This window comes from Streptococcus caledonicus, from assembly GCF_042656225.1.
Classification (GTDB): Bacteria; Bacillota; Bacilli; order Lactobacillales; family Streptococcaceae; genus Streptococcus; species Streptococcus caledonicus.
Genome location: NZ_JBHSOJ010000003.1, coordinates 1 through 15,000, shown reverse-complemented (window position 1 = coordinate 15,000; position 15,000 = coordinate 1). Strand labels below are relative to the sequence as shown.

The window sequence follows — 15,000 nt, the reverse complement described above, 5'->3', positions numbered from 1 at the left end:
AGTTTACTTTGGATGAAATGGGATTTTTTACGGTTTTAGGCACATAAAAAAGGCGTTGCCGTAAGCAACACCTTTAAATTATGCGTATAACTTTTCTCTTGTGTAATCTCTTGATAAGAAATCATGCTGATCAACAAGATTTCTTATTTTATTTTGATACATTCTAACCTTGAGCTGTTCAGCTTGGATAAGTTCATCATCTGCCAATGTTTTTGCATAGTGTAAACGCTCCTTGTGGTTTCTTATGGTACGCTCTAAGGCTCTCTGTTTAGCCTCAATCCGTGCATTTTCTTCTGCTTGCTCTGGTGTTAGGTCTTTAATGTAGTCTGGCAAGTCTGGGATGGTATTCACACCGACTATAAACGGTGTCAGATAATGCCCACAATGGACACCTAGACATCCACCAGCAGTACCAAAACCATAATCAAGCAAGCTGTGAATAATTATACCATTTTCTACCCTACCTTGCCCTTTAGTAACTATCTTACCTTGTAATGGGGCGCAAGCAGCCCTAGCAGTTGATTTTATGGAATAGTAAAAGGTATCAATGCCCAATTCTTCCGCTGGTCTTGTACGCATTTCATTATAAACCCTATAAGTTGTTGTTTTAATGATTGCCCTAGCATAGCTATCTGCCCTCCAATCTCTACCAGAGCTATCTGTAAAGCCAGTAAAACCCTTTTTCTGCCATGCCATGATGGTATCATGTAAAGCTCTATCACTTGTTTTAGTACCAGCTACCACTTGTGCTACTGTCTGCTCTACTACTGACTTAAAAACAGCTTGTATGCTTGCTGGTAGTGTTGAGTTGATAAGGTTGAGGTCACTTATAGCCTGTTGAGTGTAAGCCTCTAGGGCATCAGTTACACCATTTCTAACCTCGCCACTAGATGACCTTTTCAAATCTTCCTCCAGTTGCTGCTTAGTGTTTTGGTAAACTTTTAGCCCCTCATTCTCGATAACCTCACGCAATAAACTCTCTGCAATCCCTGTACGCTCAACAATGATTTTCAAGTTTTCCTCATTGAGCATGTGCATATCATTTAGCTTTTCTAGTTGCCAAATATAAGGATTTTCTGCAAGGTCAGCATTACCACGCTCTTTTAGTCGTCTAATCATGCTATCAAATAACTCTATCTGCATCTTAGAGTAAATATCACTCACACCTTGCATCTGTAATGATAGTTGTTGGTTATTGATGGTTGGGTGTTTTCTATTATTGCTCATAATCTTCCTCTTTAATTCCCAAGCCAGCTTTAAAGCCACAATATGCAGCTCTAGCCCCATCTTCAAAAGCAATAATGTTGGGATGTTTAGGAACTTTGAATAGTTTTAACAATAGCTTTCTAAACATCTTCAATATCCTCTGTATCCTTACTGTTTCCTACTGTGTTTTGTGTGTGTTTACTGTATAGGGCAAGCTCTGCATCGCTCTCTGGTGGTAATTCTCCATTGATTTCAGCAAGTTCTTTCTCTGCCTCATCCTCTGTGATGTTCAATGTCTTTGCAATACCTCTTTTCTGTGTGGCAAATCCAGCTGCTACCATCTTCATCCAGTAATCAAGCTCTGCATGTCTGTCAGTAAACACCCCATCATCAAGATTTACAGAAATATCATCAAGCTCTGGGATAGTACCTTTATAAATACCAACAGCCTTACCAAGTTCACACATAGATACACAAAGCTCTTTGATAGATTGTTCAACAAGTGCAACAATGCTATTTCTCATTTGGTAGGTGTCAGAGTTTTCGCTAACAATCTCTGTTGCTGTCTTAACTCCTTGACCATCAAATGTAAACATACCACTAGATACCCCTATCTGCATTTCAAACAGTTTAAGCCCCTCTGAAATAGCTGAAATATAGTCGGATGACCTAATAGGCGTTGTGAGGTCAACAATACCTCCACTGTCCATGTTACCAGCACTAATCTGCATGTAAACATTTTGTTCTACATCAAAACGGCGTTTAAATGCTATCTCTCCATTTTCATTCTGTACCTGTAATTGAGTCAATTGTTGTGGTACAATCACGCGCCTTTGCCCCATCTTGACCTCCCACATGAATTCATCATATGTACGGTTGATGAAATCAATGGTTGTCTTAGCGTTATCAAAGATAGACAGACCTAATGGGCTATTGATGTCTTTGTTGTTCATGCCCGGTGTCTTGAGATAAGTAAATAGTGGGCGTGACAAGCCTTGTATTGGTGTTACTGGTTGCAAGTCTGGGTATAACTCACTCAAATTCACACGCTCACCAAGTGTGCTATCTGATGTTGATTTGTACAGCTCATTAGTAATACGGTATAGGCTTCTATCTTTCGTACTGCCAACTTCTTGCCCAGTTGGTGTTACCCACTCATGGAACTCAACAAGTGTATAGTACACATTCTTTCTATTTTCAGTTTTAATGGTCTTTGTTAAGATAGCAGCGCTTGATACATCCTGTGTATTGCTTTGTAATGGCAAAAATACTGGTGCTTGAATAAATGCCACACGGATTTTATCTCCGTCAACGTAAGGACGCATAGCAAGACCACCAAGTGCCAATGCACTCTCTAAATAACGTTCAAAGTTCTTATTAAAACGGTCATTACCTAGCATGTCCTGCAAGAAATTATTCAGTCTCTCATCTTCTGCTGTAATTTCCGCTTGTTCGTTGTAAACTAAGCTAGCAATCTTCTTAGCTGCTGTCCTAGCAATAGGCAAATGCTGCATCTTTCTACGTTTTCTATCGCCATCTGTGTTGATGTACTCAATATCATCAAACTTAGACTGATAATAAGATAGATTGTGTTGTATTCTGCTAAATTCTGCTTGTGTAACAGCTACCTTTGGATGGTCTAAGATGCTGTTTAAGTGTGATGTTTCCATGTTGTACCTCCCACGGTTGAAAAAGTCTTTTACTCTTTGAATTAGGCTCATGTTTGCCCTCCTTATGAATTACCCACACGCAAGTTAAGTATCTTTGCATTGTCTAGTACAAAATACTGTGCCACGTCGCATGTGTGGTCATCGTCTTTAATGACATTTGGGTTATCAGTTTGTATTGTCTTTTCATCCCATCTGTACATCTTATGCTCCTCAATAAATACCTTGTTATTTTCTGTATCAAGGTAATAAAAGCGACCCTCTGCTAATAAAGATTGGAAAGTATCAATCATTGTTACTTTCTTTAGTTTAGCTACTGGATGCCACCTAATACCAAAATCAAGATACATCTGGTTTCTCAAAGCTCCCTCTGCGCTATCAATCGTATATTGCAAGATAGGCACTTTATACTTACCAACTACCTTTGTTGTGAAATAGTAAATATCCTGTGATAACTGGCTTGGTGCTTTCTTTATTGCTTGACCTGCTGGGCTGTAATACCAAGTATCAAGTAAGATTACCTTGCCTTTGGCTGTAATGCCAAAAGCGCAACAAGCGGTGGCTGATTGTTGGTGTCCTCCATCAAGTGCAAAAGATATACCAATAAGCCTATCATCACTTGGCAAAACCTCTAATGGATGGAATGTACTCATGTTATAAACATTGTCTCCTAGACCAACAGCCTCCCCAAGATATAGATATCTAAAATAGTCATAATCATTCTCCTTGATGCGCTCAATATCTTCTAGCATCTGCTTCGTTACAAACCCAAGCCGATCATCAAGGTAGGTGCTAGAATGTGCTAAATAATTTTTGTTTGTTTTGATAGTTTCAAACCACTCATTTATCCAACTGTATGGGTTTCTTGGTGGGTTGTAAGACCAAAAGATTTGTACAAATTTTGCTCGTGGGTGTTTTTGGCGTATAAAGGTTACGTTAGATTGGTCAAAATCTTCTTGGTTATTAAATTCTGCCGCTTCCTCATACCAAACCGCGATAATATTTCCAATATCATTCGATTTCAACTTTTGGAAATCATCTTGTCCATAGAAATAAAATGATGCTCCTGTAGCTTTATGAGTGATTTTGAAAGGGCTAACTGTCTTATCAAATTCATCAGACATACCAAAAAGATTGATTGCCCACCAAATTTTATTAAACACACTATCACGGATAGTTTTTGCAACTTTACGGATAACAACAATATTTGCCGTTTCTTCTGCTCTAATGTATCTGCTCATCATATAAACCAATTTCAATACTATAACAGATGACTTGAAAGAATTTCGCCCTCCTTTTAGCACATTGTATGGCATTTTTGACACCCAAACAGATTTAAAATGTGGATTTACGTTTTTTTGAACATTAAAGATCATCTGTTGCACCCTCCACTTCATCAGCCCACTCATCCACAATATAGATAGGTTTGCTTGAGGTTTTACCAGCACTCTCCCGCTCTTTGTTATCCAATTTAAGCGACTTGATACGCTCCCTTTGTTCTTGGATGTCGTACTTGTCTTTGATGTTGGTTAGCTTAATAATATTTTCGGTTGCTTTTTGATTTCCCTTTACTGCTTGTTGAAACGTGGCAAAAGCTAGTAAAGCCTCATTGCTACCATCCATACCCATATCTTCAAGCTGTTTTTTGATATTTTTATCTGTGATGTCCAAAGTCAGCAAGGTTTCCATAGCTTTTTTGAGGTCAGCTTTTTTTCTCCTGGCAACACCAGATGCCTTACCGCCTTTAGATGCGATTTTTCTTTGTTCGTTCTTTGTTCGTTGATTGAGCGGCTTTAGATTTTCATTCTTATCTCTAGGCAATTTCTGACCTCCTTTCAAACAAAAAAATCACAAGTATTACTACTCATGATTTCATTGTATTTTATAAAAAAGGGGATGTTTTACCATATTATTCACAACAAAAAGAAAAAAGCCCCAATTAAGGGGCTAAAGACTATAGGCGGGCGGATTTCAACCGCCACTTAGATAACATTGCCTGCATCCCTTTCATTGTACAAGTAAGCCATTACCTCACTAAAATACAATCCAGTTCAATCAGATAATCATATTTGCTTAACACAAATAATCATACAATGCACCTTGTTCTCACTCTTAAACTACTCTCCTATTTCTTACCCCTATTATACCAATAATTGACAGCCTTAACAACCAATTTTGTCTCTTTAACTGTTAACCCCCTTGTACCTAATTCATCATGGAAATAACCTAAATGAGCATGAGGTAATGTTGGCGTTCCATTTACCTTATGGGGTACACCCTCTAAGTCAATTTGCTTGTTTCTCTTGTTTGTTGTATCAAACAGTACAACAGATTTTAATGTCCCTTGGTCATTTACAACACCATATACCCTATTTTTAGTCATTGTTTCCATTGGTGTTTTGGCGCTCCCATCGTTATACTTTATAAATTTGATGTTTTCAAACTCTGCTAGTGTTGTGTACTCTGTTCCGTATTGTTTGCCTTTTGTACTCATACCAGAGCTTGCCCCTCTGCCTCCCATGTTTCCATCCTTTCTGTTGTATCATTTCCAAAATAAACAACCTCGATACCTTTATAATCGTATTCAACTTTGCCACCATAAACTAAAATACGCTTTGGGCTTAGTTTTTCAATCATGGTATCCATGCCCTCTTGCCATAGCTTGATACGCTCTTTACTTTTCTTGATACCAATGGTACTAACTGCAACTGTGCTTTTTGTAGGAATGCCATCAAAGCAAAACTCATAACTTGATTTGTCAGACCAAGATACTGTTGGAATAACTCTATATCCCCAGTTCTGCATCATCTGACCAATGAGCCTTGACCTATAAACATTCCATACCTGCATGGCTAAAGGCATATCTGTATATAGGCTAAAATCTGGCGTCAGCACGCTATCAAATTCTGCTAGTTTCTCTAAATAAAAATCTGGTCTTTTCCAAATCCTTTCAAACTGGTAATCATCTAGGAAAAAATGCACACATGCTGCATGGTCTGGTTTGTTGAGTACATAGTTAAAACCTTGTAATCTACTTGGTATGTGTTCAACTGGCTCAAGGATCGGCATGTTATACTTACCATCTGTGCGCGTGGCATCATAATCTAGTAAATTATATTGGTTTAATGTATTTTGTCTGTGATGTGGTTTTATTGTTAGATTATCCATGTTATCCCCCTAATAAAAAACCTATGTACCTTGATTATAGATACATAGGTTAGGGGCTTTTTACGGTTTATCTAACTATTGGTAAATGCTTATAGGTTGCATAGAAATATCTATCAAACCACTTGTTAAGATGGGTATAGGCTGGGCTAGGGCTTAGGTACAAAATCTTTTGGCACGCGCCAATGACATTGATGTTTTCATAAACGTAAACCTCTTTGATGGTTTTCAGCATCTTCTTATCTGTTCCTGCGATAATTTCAGCTGTTACGGTTTTTAGATTTACAAAAAATATAGCCTCATCAGTATTGTTTTGTAAAAAGCTCTCATGTATTTTCTGTTCCAAGATAGTTCTCTTTGGGTTTTTCTTGTCCCTCAAAAAATACCACTTGAGCCATGTTATTTCTCTACGGTGCATCACCGAAAGGCGTTCTATCTTTTTCTTTGTCATCCATCACCTCAACAAATACTGTGATTTTTTTCAAAGGCTATCATTTCCTGCCTTAGCTCGATACCTAGCCTTTTTGTGTGAGCTGTCAATTGTTTACCTGGTTTATTTACATCCATTTCTGCTGAAACGATGTAACGATTAAACAGCTCTTTTATGTACTGGGTTTCATTCATGTTTTGCCTCCATTACAACCGTTCTTGCAAGCCCCGCGATGCTATCCTTGTAAAAAACAGCTTGTTTGCGCTCTTGTGATGAAAGACCAAAATAGGTAAATTTGATGTTTTCCTGGTTTCCGTGAAAGTTCTCAACCTGTTGGAAATAAGCTGTACTGCCGTTTTTAAAATAAATTGCTACATTCATTGTTTTAACTCCTTTATATCAAAAATCATTTTGTAATGCCCTTTTTCTCCACTAAGTCCACCATAGACAAATGATAGCTTTTTAATAACTTTGTGATTATCATCTGTCCAAATACCCGCATCAGTCATGCCATCAATGATAGCTTTTACAGTTGGATATAAATTAGGTGGGTCTAGCTTAGACTTGGTAGGGCTGTAAATTGTAATTGTAACCTCACAAGGATTTGAGGGGCTAAAAACAGCCCTCTCTTTGTCCCTTGATGTCAGAGTATGCCAATAGGCAAAACCTCTGATGCGTTTGGTTATCTTTGCCTTATCCACGTTGTGAAAACGGTCATTGCTATTGATAACCATGTTTAGAGCTTTCTGTTTGGTGTTTCTTGGTAAAGAAAACTCAAACCTCATTCAATGCTCCTGATTTGATTTTTAGCCTCTACAAGCATCTTTGCTGTGTATTCAATTCCACCAATAAAGAAATCATGCCCCATTTTTTGAATACCATTTGGCATTTTATCAAACTCTTTACGCATCATTTTAGTAGCAAGATTAAGTGCTTGTTCCACAAAATCAACACCTTTTAGCATCTCTTTTTTCTTGCGCTCAAGGCGTTTTTTCTTTTGGCGTTTATTCATTTTTTAATTCCTCCTCCACAGGCACAGCCCACTGCCAAGCCCATTCGTGATTTTGCTTGATTTCTGACTCAGTAAGTTCAAACCTAATTTCAGTAGCATCATTTTTATTATAAAAAGAGTAATCATCGAATGTTTCATTATATCCAAAACCTCCATGATAAACATTAGGTATATTGACATAGTACAACTTCTCTTTCTCAACCTCATAACCGTTTAGGATAGCTTTTAAAAACTTTTCTTGGTTTTTATTAGCCCAATCACAAACATTTCTACCAGAGTAACCCTTATTTAACATTAAGTTCACTGTTGTGAAAATGTTAGTTTGTTTAGAGTAGTATTCCTCAATCCACTCCGCCGCAAACTTAGGAATCACGACTTTTTTCGGTTCGTTGATTTGGTTGATGATGTCAATAGCTATATCAGATTCGACATACTTTTTACAACCATCTTTGTAACATTCTTTTTCACCACAATGATAATAGGTTTCTTGTTTTATCTGTTCAATCGCTTCTTGTTTATTCATCTTTTTCCACCTTTTTCTTTAATTCTTCGATTGCGCTGACAACACTTTTTGCTCCTGCGATATAGGGCTCAGAAATACTCTTTGCCTCATCATTAAACATACCGCTAGCTACTTCCATGACTGCCACTGTGTTAGTGACCAGAACTATAATTTCCTCTAGCGTTTCGATTTTGATTTGTTTAACTTCCTCTTTAGTCATTACTCTCCATCCCTCTCTGCTTCAAGTAATCTGGGTATTTCGTCACCGACTTTGAGGCTTTCGTACTGTTCTTTAGTAACTAAAAACTTGCCGTATGCTCCGATGGTTACAGTATAATGACCGTCAATTTGTTCTTTACCTGTAACAGTACCAATCAGATTGCCGCCAGCATTATCTACTTGATAGATGATAGTTGGTGTTCTCGCCTCTAAATCAGCTACTTTATCTTTTAACTGATTGATTTTAAGCAATGCTAATGTCAAGATGAAAAGCCATAGCAATCCAAAAGACAACATTATATGTTCACCTTTCATATCATCCCTCCAAAATCTTAATTACTGTATAAATCAAGGCGATTGCATAGACATCAAAGATAAGCCAAACAATGGTATCAGCCTTGCCCTCTTTGTAGGTTTTGTTCCCTGTGACAAAAATCAGAGTGGCAAGAAATAGGCAAGCGCTGATAACCATAAACTTTAGAAATCCAGCCATATGCTATTTACCACCTAACTTTTCAGCTAGCTTGCCAACAACTTCTGCAAGCTGTTCTTTTAGTTTAGGGTCTGTGATGTCCTCGATACCGTGAGCATCCCCTGTTTTTAGATTTACAGCGATTGAGCCAACAACTGGTGTATCATCGTCCTCATCTTCATCATCCTCAAAGACATTTCCTAGCGCCTCATCTGCTGATTTACCTTGTAAAATATCAATCAAACCATGTGAAATATCATGGGCGATTTTCGCTAGTACAAAAGCATCCTCATCTTTCTCAATAAGGCTGCCGATCATTCCCTCCTTTGCGGCCTGATGCAATTCCATAGCAAACTCTTTCAAGTTCTCTACGACAGTTTCAGCTGCTACTGTGTTTTTAGTTTCTTTAGTCATTGTTTGTTTCCTCCAAATTTTAAGCTAATACTGTGATGTGTTTTTGGTCTGCTAGTTGCTCTTTTAGATAGGCTGCAATGTGCCCTACTGCATCAGCTACCCAACGCTTACCATCTGCCTCAAATAAAGCCATATTTGCTTGCTTATCAATCCTAAAGACAAATAGGCTTGCTGGTTGTTCAACCTCGCTAAATGTACGGTACGGGCGCAATGTAACTGGATTTGGCGCTTTACCTTTAGCAAGACTTGCTACACCTGTTTTTACAGTTGCCACTTGAGACACGCCATTATCTTCAATTTCAGCACCATTCTCAATTTTTAAGGCACTAGCAAACTCCAGTAATGTTCCACGGTCGTTATCATCAATAAAGTTTGATTGCAACATAATATTGAATTGTTCTGATGATAGAAAAACCCCAAAATCTAGCACTGGGATGCGTGCCTTGACAACAACAAGTAAATTACTATACTCAAGCTCATCATTTTCAGACCACACGCAAACCTCATCATTTTTCTCAACAACAACAATCAAACGCTGATTTTTCAAATTGTTTAGGTCTGTTTTGAGATAATCAACAAGACTTGTCAATGTTGATAATTGAAGTTTTCTTGGGTAGCGTTTAGGGTCAAGCTCTTTTAGGTTGAATTTGTTAGCATCGTAATACTCTGTACCATCTGCTGCTGTTAAAATTTCCAAGCCATGCTCATTTAGTTCTACTGCGTATTCTAAAGCTGCTTTAAGGTTTTCTGTTGTCATATTAGTTACCTACTTTCTTTTTGTTGAAATCAATAATATCTGGTTTTGTTGGTTGTTGTTTCTCAACTTCCTCTACTGGTTGCCCAATATCGGTTAGGATTTCTCCGTTTTCGTCCCAATACATTTGACCAGGTACTGTGCTTTTTAGCTCGTTAGCATGTACTTGTCCTGTATCAAAATCACGCCCAATAAGGATTGTGGTAGCTACTCCATTTTGTGGGGCTAGTTTAGATTTAACCTCCATGATGGTATCAACTACTGTGCGCTCCTCGTTTGATGACATAGTAAGCGTGATAGTGATTTTACGTTTAGCTTTAGCCTCTGTGTTGAGGTCTAAGATGTTATCAAAGACTTTTTCAAGTTCATTGTCTAGCTTTTCCTGCAACCCACCCTCTGCGATATGGGATAGGTCAAGCCCAATTAGTTTCTTTTCCATGATGTTCCTCCACTACTTCAAAAGATTTTGCAACTTATGCAATTTTTCTTGGCTTTCAAGTAATTCTGCATAGGTTTCTGTACTTAGAATGACATATCCTGTCAAATCTCTACCAATAGGCAATTTATCACTAGAGAATAGCTCTAGTTGCTCACCTTTCATGGCATCCCCAAGGTTTGTAAAAGCTGAATTGACCTTGTTTGCTGCATCTGTAAAGGATGTGGTTTCAATCTCCTCTTTCTTGTTCTTGGTGAATGTGCCAGAGATAACAACAATATCTTTTTCATCACTCAAAAAATCAGTTTTGGCTTTTCTGAATACGGACATAAAGGCATCAATTTCTTTTGTTAGAGGTGATCTAACATTTCTCTCAATGTCACTTATTCTCGTTTGTGTGATGTCTGTTAGAGGAGCTAAGTCATACTGGGTCAGTTGAGCATCAAGCCGCATCTGTTTTAGTTTTGCACCATCAAAGACTTTCATTTAAACACCTCCCCACCATCTGTGTACCACTTGTTTTTTAGCACATGTCGTGCAATTTCGCATTGCACTTTTGGTTGTTGATAATAAGCTGCTTTTGCTTTATGCTTTTTGATAGCCTGTAAAGCATAAATTGTAACTATTGCCGCCCATGCGATAGACATGCCAGCAGTAAGTGCCATGATAATCTCAATTTTTGTCATTTTTTCCTGCGTCCTTTTCAAATTGGTTTAGTACAGTCTGTTTCTGATCGTAAAAGAGTGTTTAGGTGGTTCATCTTCAAAAACATCTTGAAACTCTTGGTTGATTTTCCGGATATTGAAAGGCTCGAAAGCGTGGAAATAATATCCATGCTTATCAAGTTCACCCTCAATACCAGTTGCCCAACTCAAAAATACTGGCTGTTTGCACGTTGGGCATGTGATGGCTTTTCTGTGTGGTGCTGTTTTTAAAATCTTACAAAATCCACAATATGGGCATTGTAAATCAACTTTTACTCTGTTCATCTAGTCACTCCTATATTTTTGTATAGATGTCATAATCTTTAAGGTTTTGACCGTGCGATAAAATACCGCTTAGATAACCCGGGCTATGACCTAAAAACTCACTAGCTTTTGCCATACTTCTAAACCTGTGCATCTCCATGGTTTCTTTATCTACTAGGATGATGCTTGTGCTAGTTTTGATTAGATTGTTATCAAAAGCATGATTGTTGTTTTCTTCATAGGTTGCCCACTCTAGGTTATCAACATGGTTATTCTCTGGGTTTCCGTCTATGTGGTTTACGGTTGGTTTGCTATCTGGATTTGGAATAAACGCCTCTGCAACCAACCTGTGTACCAAGTAATCTGTTGGGTTTTTATCTTTCCATAATGCAACCCTTGGCTCTCTGTTAGCTTTAGATTTTGGTTTCAAAATTCTTTGTTTCCAATGCCTAATGCCATGCCTATCGCTATGAGTTACCTTGTCCTTGTGTGTCCTAACCTTGCCAAAGTTAGAAACCTCATAAAGCCCCTCATATCCAACAATATCTCTCCAAATTTCATCAACCATAAGCTACCTCAAAATGGTAAATCCGAATCATCAAAATCCATAGGATTTGTGGTTTGTCCTTGGAAAAATGAGCCTTGTTGTGGTGATGTATAAAATGGTGATTGATAACCTTGATTTTGATAATTAGATTGCTGGTTATAGCTTTGGTTGTTTCCATTTTGGAAATTGCCACCTCGATTACCGTAACCTTGTTGCTGACCTCCAAAATTACCTTGACCCTGATTGTTAGGTTGCTGGTTGTAATTGCCTTGGTTATTATTTCTATTTTGGTTGTTCTGTGGGGCATAACCATTGATAGCTGTAATAACTACTTGCGGATATTTGTTTCCCTCGTGTTCATTTAGTCGGTAATACCCAGAAACTGTTACTAGATTACCGGAGTTATCAAAGAGAATATCTCCTAACTCTCCAAAGGCAATAACACCAATATAGCCGCTTTTATAATTGCCGATTTCATCCTTACCGTTGTTAAAACTCATAGATGCCGTGCAATAGTTAATCTCTTTGCGGTTATAGTCGCTATTGAAATTGACATAACCCCTATTAGTAATCTCCATCTTGCACCTCCTCAACATCAATCACTTGCAATGTATGTGATCCAAAATCTAATAGCTTGTCATATCGCTCTTTGAATACGATAGCAGCCATAAATGGATTTTCAGCACTAATAGTTGCACCTAAATCAAGGGTTGCGATTTTACCGCTGACATAGTAATTTATCATTAGATGCCTCCTAAAGTTTCAAAACTAATAAAGTTATCCTCAAGATATTCTTTGAGTTGGTCTAGTTGTGGTTTGCCACCGTGCAAAGTTAATAGCATGGTAACTTTCATTGGCTCGCTAGGCTCAAATTTTGCCACTTCTGGGGCTGTGTTTTGGGTCTGTGGTCTATCTACCCCTCTTACTCCACTTTCAAGCTCTAGTGGGTTATTTTCGATGATTTCCCCAGTTTCTGCATCAATAGCTTTGATGTTTTCGTTAGCTTGCTCTTTTGCTAAACGCTCAATCTCTGCTTTACGTTCTGCCTCTGCCTTAGCTTGTGCCTCTTGTTGTTCTTTGCGTAAAGCAATGGCATCACGGTCTGTTTTCATGATTTTTAGGACATCAACCAATGACTTACCATCTTCAAGGTGTCTGATATAGCCATCTGCTGGCAAATTGTACTCTTGAGCTTGTTCCTCGATAGCTTGCTTATTAGCTTTGTACTGCTCAAGTGCATCAAATTCAGCAAGTACCAAGGCATCCATTTCATCAAGTGTTGATTTTTTGAGTTCATACTTACCATCTTTAAAGTGTTTTTTTAGGCTGTATGTATCATAGTTTGCCTCAAATGTTGACTTTTCAAGACCAGCAACCATACATTTATCTTCAAAGGTAGCCCGGACAACATCCACGCGCAATAATCGCTCATGTTCATCAATATCATCTCTGACTTTTCTAAGTTTATTTAACAACTCACCCAATGGGATGCGTGATTTTTCAAGTTTTTCTTCAAATTCATTAAGTGGATTTTTGAAATTCTTGGCAATCTTTTTACGCTCAGCATCTAATCCATCATCAAGGGCTTTGTACCGTGTGATTTGTGCTTTGATTTCTTTATAATCTAGGTCATCAATCTTTTTATCTTCCAACTGTGCAACAGCAAGAGCAATTGCTTTATCAAGACTTTCAAAGTCAAGTGTGATTTTACCCGGTACATAAATTGGCCTAATATTCTCTAATTCACTTAAAGTTACATCTTTTGTCATGTGTTATCCTCCTTGTCTTTCGTATGCTTTTTGAATTTGTGCATTGAGATATTCCATCACTACGTTATAGCCATCAACTGGCACTTGATGGAAATCTTGAATTTGGTATTTACCCATTACAAAGTTTGCAACTGCATCAAATGGCGCACCTTTAACTGTGGCAAGTTCTTCAATAGTCTTGATGATTTCTTGATACTGGATGTTATCAATGTACCTTACTTGATTTTGTTGCTGTGCCTGCTGGTTGTTTGGCTGCTGTTGCTGGTTATACTGACCTTGTTCTTGATTTTCCTCTACTGGGTAATCATCTACATCTTCCTCGCCAATCGCAAACAAACCTTGTAAAGCATATTTTCTAGCATAAGAGCTGACTAAGCCTGTCCATTGTGGCACTTGCATCTGTTGTATAGTCTTACCTGTCTTTGTATTGATAATTGGCACTTCTGAAAGCTCAGCATATCCCGGCGCTTGATGTACCTCATCGCCTTTTTTGACATAAGCGACTGCTTTATAAAACAATCTTCCCATGCGCTCAATGATGTCATCATCCTTAAATTCAAGCTCCCAACCACTATCAATTTTTTTAAATTTTGTATAAATCTGCTCAGCATTTCTAAAAGCATAGCTAACACCTTGTTTGCGCTCTTTATCTAGTTGCATCTGCCTTTGTAATTCCGAAAAAGTTAGTTCTGCCATATTTACCCTCCAAGTTTGCTAAAAGGTACATCCCATTCGTAATTAGAAAATTTATCATCACAATTATCCTTGATAATATTACCTTTTGAAATTTCAATTTCCTGTGTGAATTCCATCCCCATTTCAAAAGTGAAAATTTTAATATCAACATCAAACTTGCTAGAAATTTCTTGATAATCCTCTGGAATAGCTGACCACGCCTGTTTAAAATTTTGCAACTCAACTATTAAGAAATCTTGTTCTAGCCAAAATTCCAACGTATTTGTTTCAATAAATGCACGCATGGTGCCTTTGATATAAAAATATGATTGGGTCGTTGTCATTTTGAGTAATTCACCATCATATTCTTCTTCTACTGTAACGGTTTCATTAACTAGCATATATTTCAATGCTGATGCAATATTTTCTGCTCTACCTCTTAATTTGATAGTTCCCTCTGCCCAATTTGGCATATTTCTTTCCTCCTTGTGGAAAACTCTGTAAATCCCTTTATTATTCTATAAGGATGAGTTTGTTATTTATTAGTAATTATTATTAGTTAGTGCCGTAAGGCTCAAGATTGTTTTTAGTTAGTCGGCTTTAGCCCTCCGTTGTTTATTAGTTAGTTATTGTTATATAATTAGTAATTGTTAGTGGTGGTTTTTTCAACTGTTGATTTTCTCAACTACTGAATAATTCAACTGTTGATTTTCTCAACTACTGAATAATTCAACTGTTGATTTTCTCAACTACTGAATAATTCA

Annotated in this window: 27 protein-coding genes and 1 pseudogene; all 28 read right to left on the bottom strand. The window is 37.6% G+C overall.

Going from position 1 to position 15,000, the window contains the following annotated elements; all coding sequences use genetic code 11:
* Nucleotides 1–78 precede the first annotated feature (78 nt).
* Nucleotides 79–1,227: a phage minor capsid protein gene (locus ACFPQ3_RS00530; RefSeq protein ID WP_156806740.1), complete on the bottom strand. Its 1,149-nt coding sequence runs from the start codon at nt 1,225–1,227 to the stop codon at nt 79–81.
* Nucleotides 1,217–1,354 carry a hypothetical protein gene (locus ACFPQ3_RS00525; protein WP_156806738.1) on the bottom strand — a complete coding sequence of 46 codons (138 nt, stop codon included), beginning with the start codon at nt 1,352–1,354 and terminating at the stop codon, nt 1,217–1,219. Before ACFPQ3_RS00525 ends, ACFPQ3_RS00530 begins: the two co-directional genes overlap by 11 nt.
* Entirely contained in the window at nt 1,347–2,927 is a 1,581-nt protein-coding gene (locus ACFPQ3_RS00520; RefSeq protein ID WP_156806737.1) for a phage portal protein, read from the bottom strand. Before ACFPQ3_RS00520 ends, ACFPQ3_RS00525 begins: the two co-directional genes overlap by 8 nt.
* An 11-nt stretch (nt 2,928–2,938) precedes the next feature.
* Nucleotides 2,939–4,249, bottom strand: a complete 1,311-nt coding sequence (locus tag ACFPQ3_RS00515; RefSeq protein WP_156806736.1) for a PBSX family phage terminase large subunit — start codon at nt 4,247–4,249, stop codon at nt 2,939–2,941.
* On the bottom strand, nt 4,239–4,694 hold the full coding sequence (locus ACFPQ3_RS00510; protein WP_156806735.1) for a KGG domain-containing protein: 456 nt from the start codon (nt 4,692–4,694) through the stop codon (nt 4,239–4,241). Before ACFPQ3_RS00510 ends, ACFPQ3_RS00515 begins: the two co-directional genes overlap by 11 nt.
* Before the next feature lie 304 nt (nt 4,695–4,998).
* Nucleotides 4,999–5,394, bottom strand: a complete 396-nt coding sequence (locus tag ACFPQ3_RS00505; protein ID WP_198039924.1) for a hypothetical protein — start codon at nt 5,392–5,394, stop codon at nt 4,999–5,001.
* Entirely contained in the window at nt 5,364–6,041 is a 678-nt protein-coding gene (locus ACFPQ3_RS00500; RefSeq protein WP_156806734.1) for a DUF4417 domain-containing protein, read from the bottom strand. The genes ACFPQ3_RS00505 and ACFPQ3_RS00500 overlap by 31 nt, the downstream gene beginning before the upstream one ends.
* Before the next feature lie 67 nt (nt 6,042–6,108).
* Nucleotides 6,109–6,489 (bottom strand): hypothetical protein, encoded by a 381-nt coding sequence (locus ACFPQ3_RS00495; protein WP_156806733.1) that lies wholly within the window; start codon nt 6,487–6,489, stop codon nt 6,109–6,111.
* Between the two features lie 8 nt (nt 6,490–6,497).
* The gene (locus ACFPQ3_RS00490; protein WP_156806732.1) at nt 6,498–6,662 is read right to left on the bottom strand and encodes a hypothetical protein; all 165 of its coding nucleotides are present in this window, start codon (nt 6,660–6,662) and stop codon (nt 6,498–6,500) included.
* Nucleotides 6,655–6,849 carry a hypothetical protein gene (locus ACFPQ3_RS00485; RefSeq protein WP_156806731.1) on the bottom strand — a complete coding sequence of 65 codons (195 nt, stop codon included), beginning with the start codon at nt 6,847–6,849 and terminating at the stop codon, nt 6,655–6,657. Before ACFPQ3_RS00485 ends, ACFPQ3_RS00490 begins: the two co-directional genes overlap by 8 nt.
* The gene (locus tag ACFPQ3_RS00480) at nt 6,846–7,253 is read right to left on the bottom strand and encodes a RusA family crossover junction endodeoxyribonuclease (RefSeq protein WP_156806730.1); all 408 of its coding nucleotides are present in this window, start codon (nt 7,251–7,253) and stop codon (nt 6,846–6,848) included. Before ACFPQ3_RS00480 ends, ACFPQ3_RS00485 begins: the two co-directional genes overlap by 4 nt.
* The gene (locus ACFPQ3_RS00475) at nt 7,250–7,480 is read right to left on the bottom strand and encodes a hypothetical protein (RefSeq protein WP_156806729.1); all 231 of its coding nucleotides are present in this window, start codon (nt 7,478–7,480) and stop codon (nt 7,250–7,252) included. The genes ACFPQ3_RS00480 and ACFPQ3_RS00475 overlap by 4 nt, the downstream gene beginning before the upstream one ends.
* Nucleotides 7,473–8,003: a DUF1642 domain-containing protein gene (locus ACFPQ3_RS00470; protein ID WP_156806728.1), complete on the bottom strand. Its 531-nt coding sequence runs from the start codon at nt 8,001–8,003 to the stop codon at nt 7,473–7,475. Before ACFPQ3_RS00470 ends, ACFPQ3_RS00475 begins: the two co-directional genes overlap by 8 nt.
* Nucleotides 7,996–8,202 carry a hypothetical protein gene (locus tag ACFPQ3_RS00465; protein ID WP_156806727.1) on the bottom strand — a complete coding sequence of 69 codons (207 nt, stop codon included), beginning with the start codon at nt 8,200–8,202 and terminating at the stop codon, nt 7,996–7,998. The genes ACFPQ3_RS00470 and ACFPQ3_RS00465 overlap by 8 nt, the downstream gene beginning before the upstream one ends.
* Nucleotides 8,195–8,516 (bottom strand): annotated as a pseudogene (locus tag ACFPQ3_RS00460) (DUF1372 family protein). Before ACFPQ3_RS00460 ends, ACFPQ3_RS00465 begins: the two are co-directional and overlap by 8 nt.
* A 1-nt stretch (nt 8,517) precedes the next feature.
* The gene (locus tag ACFPQ3_RS00455; RefSeq protein ID WP_198039923.1) at nt 8,518–8,694 is read right to left on the bottom strand and encodes a hypothetical protein; all 177 of its coding nucleotides are present in this window, start codon (nt 8,692–8,694) and stop codon (nt 8,518–8,520) included.
* A gap of 3 nt (nt 8,695–8,697) precedes the next feature.
* The gene (locus ACFPQ3_RS00450; RefSeq protein WP_156806725.1) at nt 8,698–9,087 is read right to left on the bottom strand and encodes a hypothetical protein; all 390 of its coding nucleotides are present in this window, start codon (nt 9,085–9,087) and stop codon (nt 8,698–8,700) included.
* 19 nt (nt 9,088–9,106) lie between these two features.
* Nucleotides 9,107–9,844: a hypothetical protein gene (locus tag ACFPQ3_RS00445; RefSeq protein ID WP_156806724.1), complete on the bottom strand. Its 738-nt coding sequence runs from the start codon at nt 9,842–9,844 to the stop codon at nt 9,107–9,109.
* A gap of 1 nt (nt 9,845) precedes the next feature.
* Nucleotides 9,846–10,280 carry a hypothetical protein gene (locus ACFPQ3_RS00440; RefSeq protein ID WP_156806723.1) on the bottom strand — a complete coding sequence of 145 codons (435 nt, stop codon included), beginning with the start codon at nt 10,278–10,280 and terminating at the stop codon, nt 9,846–9,848.
* A gap of 12 nt (nt 10,281–10,292) precedes the next feature.
* Nucleotides 10,293–10,763: a helix-turn-helix transcriptional regulator gene (locus ACFPQ3_RS00435; protein WP_156806722.1), complete on the bottom strand. Its 471-nt coding sequence runs from the start codon at nt 10,761–10,763 to the stop codon at nt 10,293–10,295.
* Nucleotides 10,760–10,963 carry a hypothetical protein gene (locus tag ACFPQ3_RS00430; RefSeq protein ID WP_156806721.1) on the bottom strand — a complete coding sequence of 68 codons (204 nt, stop codon included), beginning with the start codon at nt 10,961–10,963 and terminating at the stop codon, nt 10,760–10,762. The genes ACFPQ3_RS00435 and ACFPQ3_RS00430 overlap by 4 nt, the downstream gene beginning before the upstream one ends.
* A gap of 27 nt (nt 10,964–10,990) precedes the next feature.
* Nucleotides 10,991–11,266, bottom strand: a complete 276-nt coding sequence (locus ACFPQ3_RS00425) for a hypothetical protein (protein ID WP_156806720.1) — start codon at nt 11,264–11,266, stop codon at nt 10,991–10,993.
* 10 nt (nt 11,267–11,276) lie between these two features.
* Nucleotides 11,277–11,813, bottom strand: coding sequence for an NUMOD4 domain-containing protein (locus ACFPQ3_RS00420; protein WP_156806719.1), 537 nt, complete (start codon nt 11,811–11,813; stop codon nt 11,277–11,279).
* 8 nt (nt 11,814–11,821) lie between these two features.
* Complete coding sequence (locus ACFPQ3_RS00415; protein WP_156806718.1) at nt 11,822–12,370, bottom strand: hypothetical protein; 549 nt, start codon at nt 12,368–12,370, stop codon at nt 11,822–11,824.
* A complete protein-coding gene (locus ACFPQ3_RS00410; RefSeq protein ID WP_156806717.1) occupies nt 12,357–12,536 on the bottom strand; it encodes a hypothetical protein in 180 nt (59 codons plus the stop codon). Before ACFPQ3_RS00410 ends, ACFPQ3_RS00415 begins: the two co-directional genes overlap by 14 nt.
* Complete coding sequence (locus ACFPQ3_RS00405) at nt 12,536–13,561, bottom strand: DUF1351 domain-containing protein (protein WP_156806716.1); 1,026 nt, start codon at nt 13,559–13,561, stop codon at nt 12,536–12,538. Before ACFPQ3_RS00405 ends, ACFPQ3_RS00410 begins: the two co-directional genes overlap by 1 nt.
* A gap of 3 nt (nt 13,562–13,564) precedes the next feature.
* Nucleotides 13,565–14,257 carry an ERF family protein gene (locus ACFPQ3_RS00400; RefSeq protein WP_156806715.1) on the bottom strand — a complete coding sequence of 231 codons (693 nt, stop codon included), beginning with the start codon at nt 14,255–14,257 and terminating at the stop codon, nt 13,565–13,567.
* A gap of 2 nt (nt 14,258–14,259) precedes the next feature.
* On the bottom strand, nt 14,260–14,709 hold the full coding sequence (locus ACFPQ3_RS00395) for a hypothetical protein (RefSeq protein WP_156806714.1): 450 nt from the start codon (nt 14,707–14,709) through the stop codon (nt 14,260–14,262).
* Between the last annotated feature and the right edge of the window lie 291 nt (nt 14,710–15,000).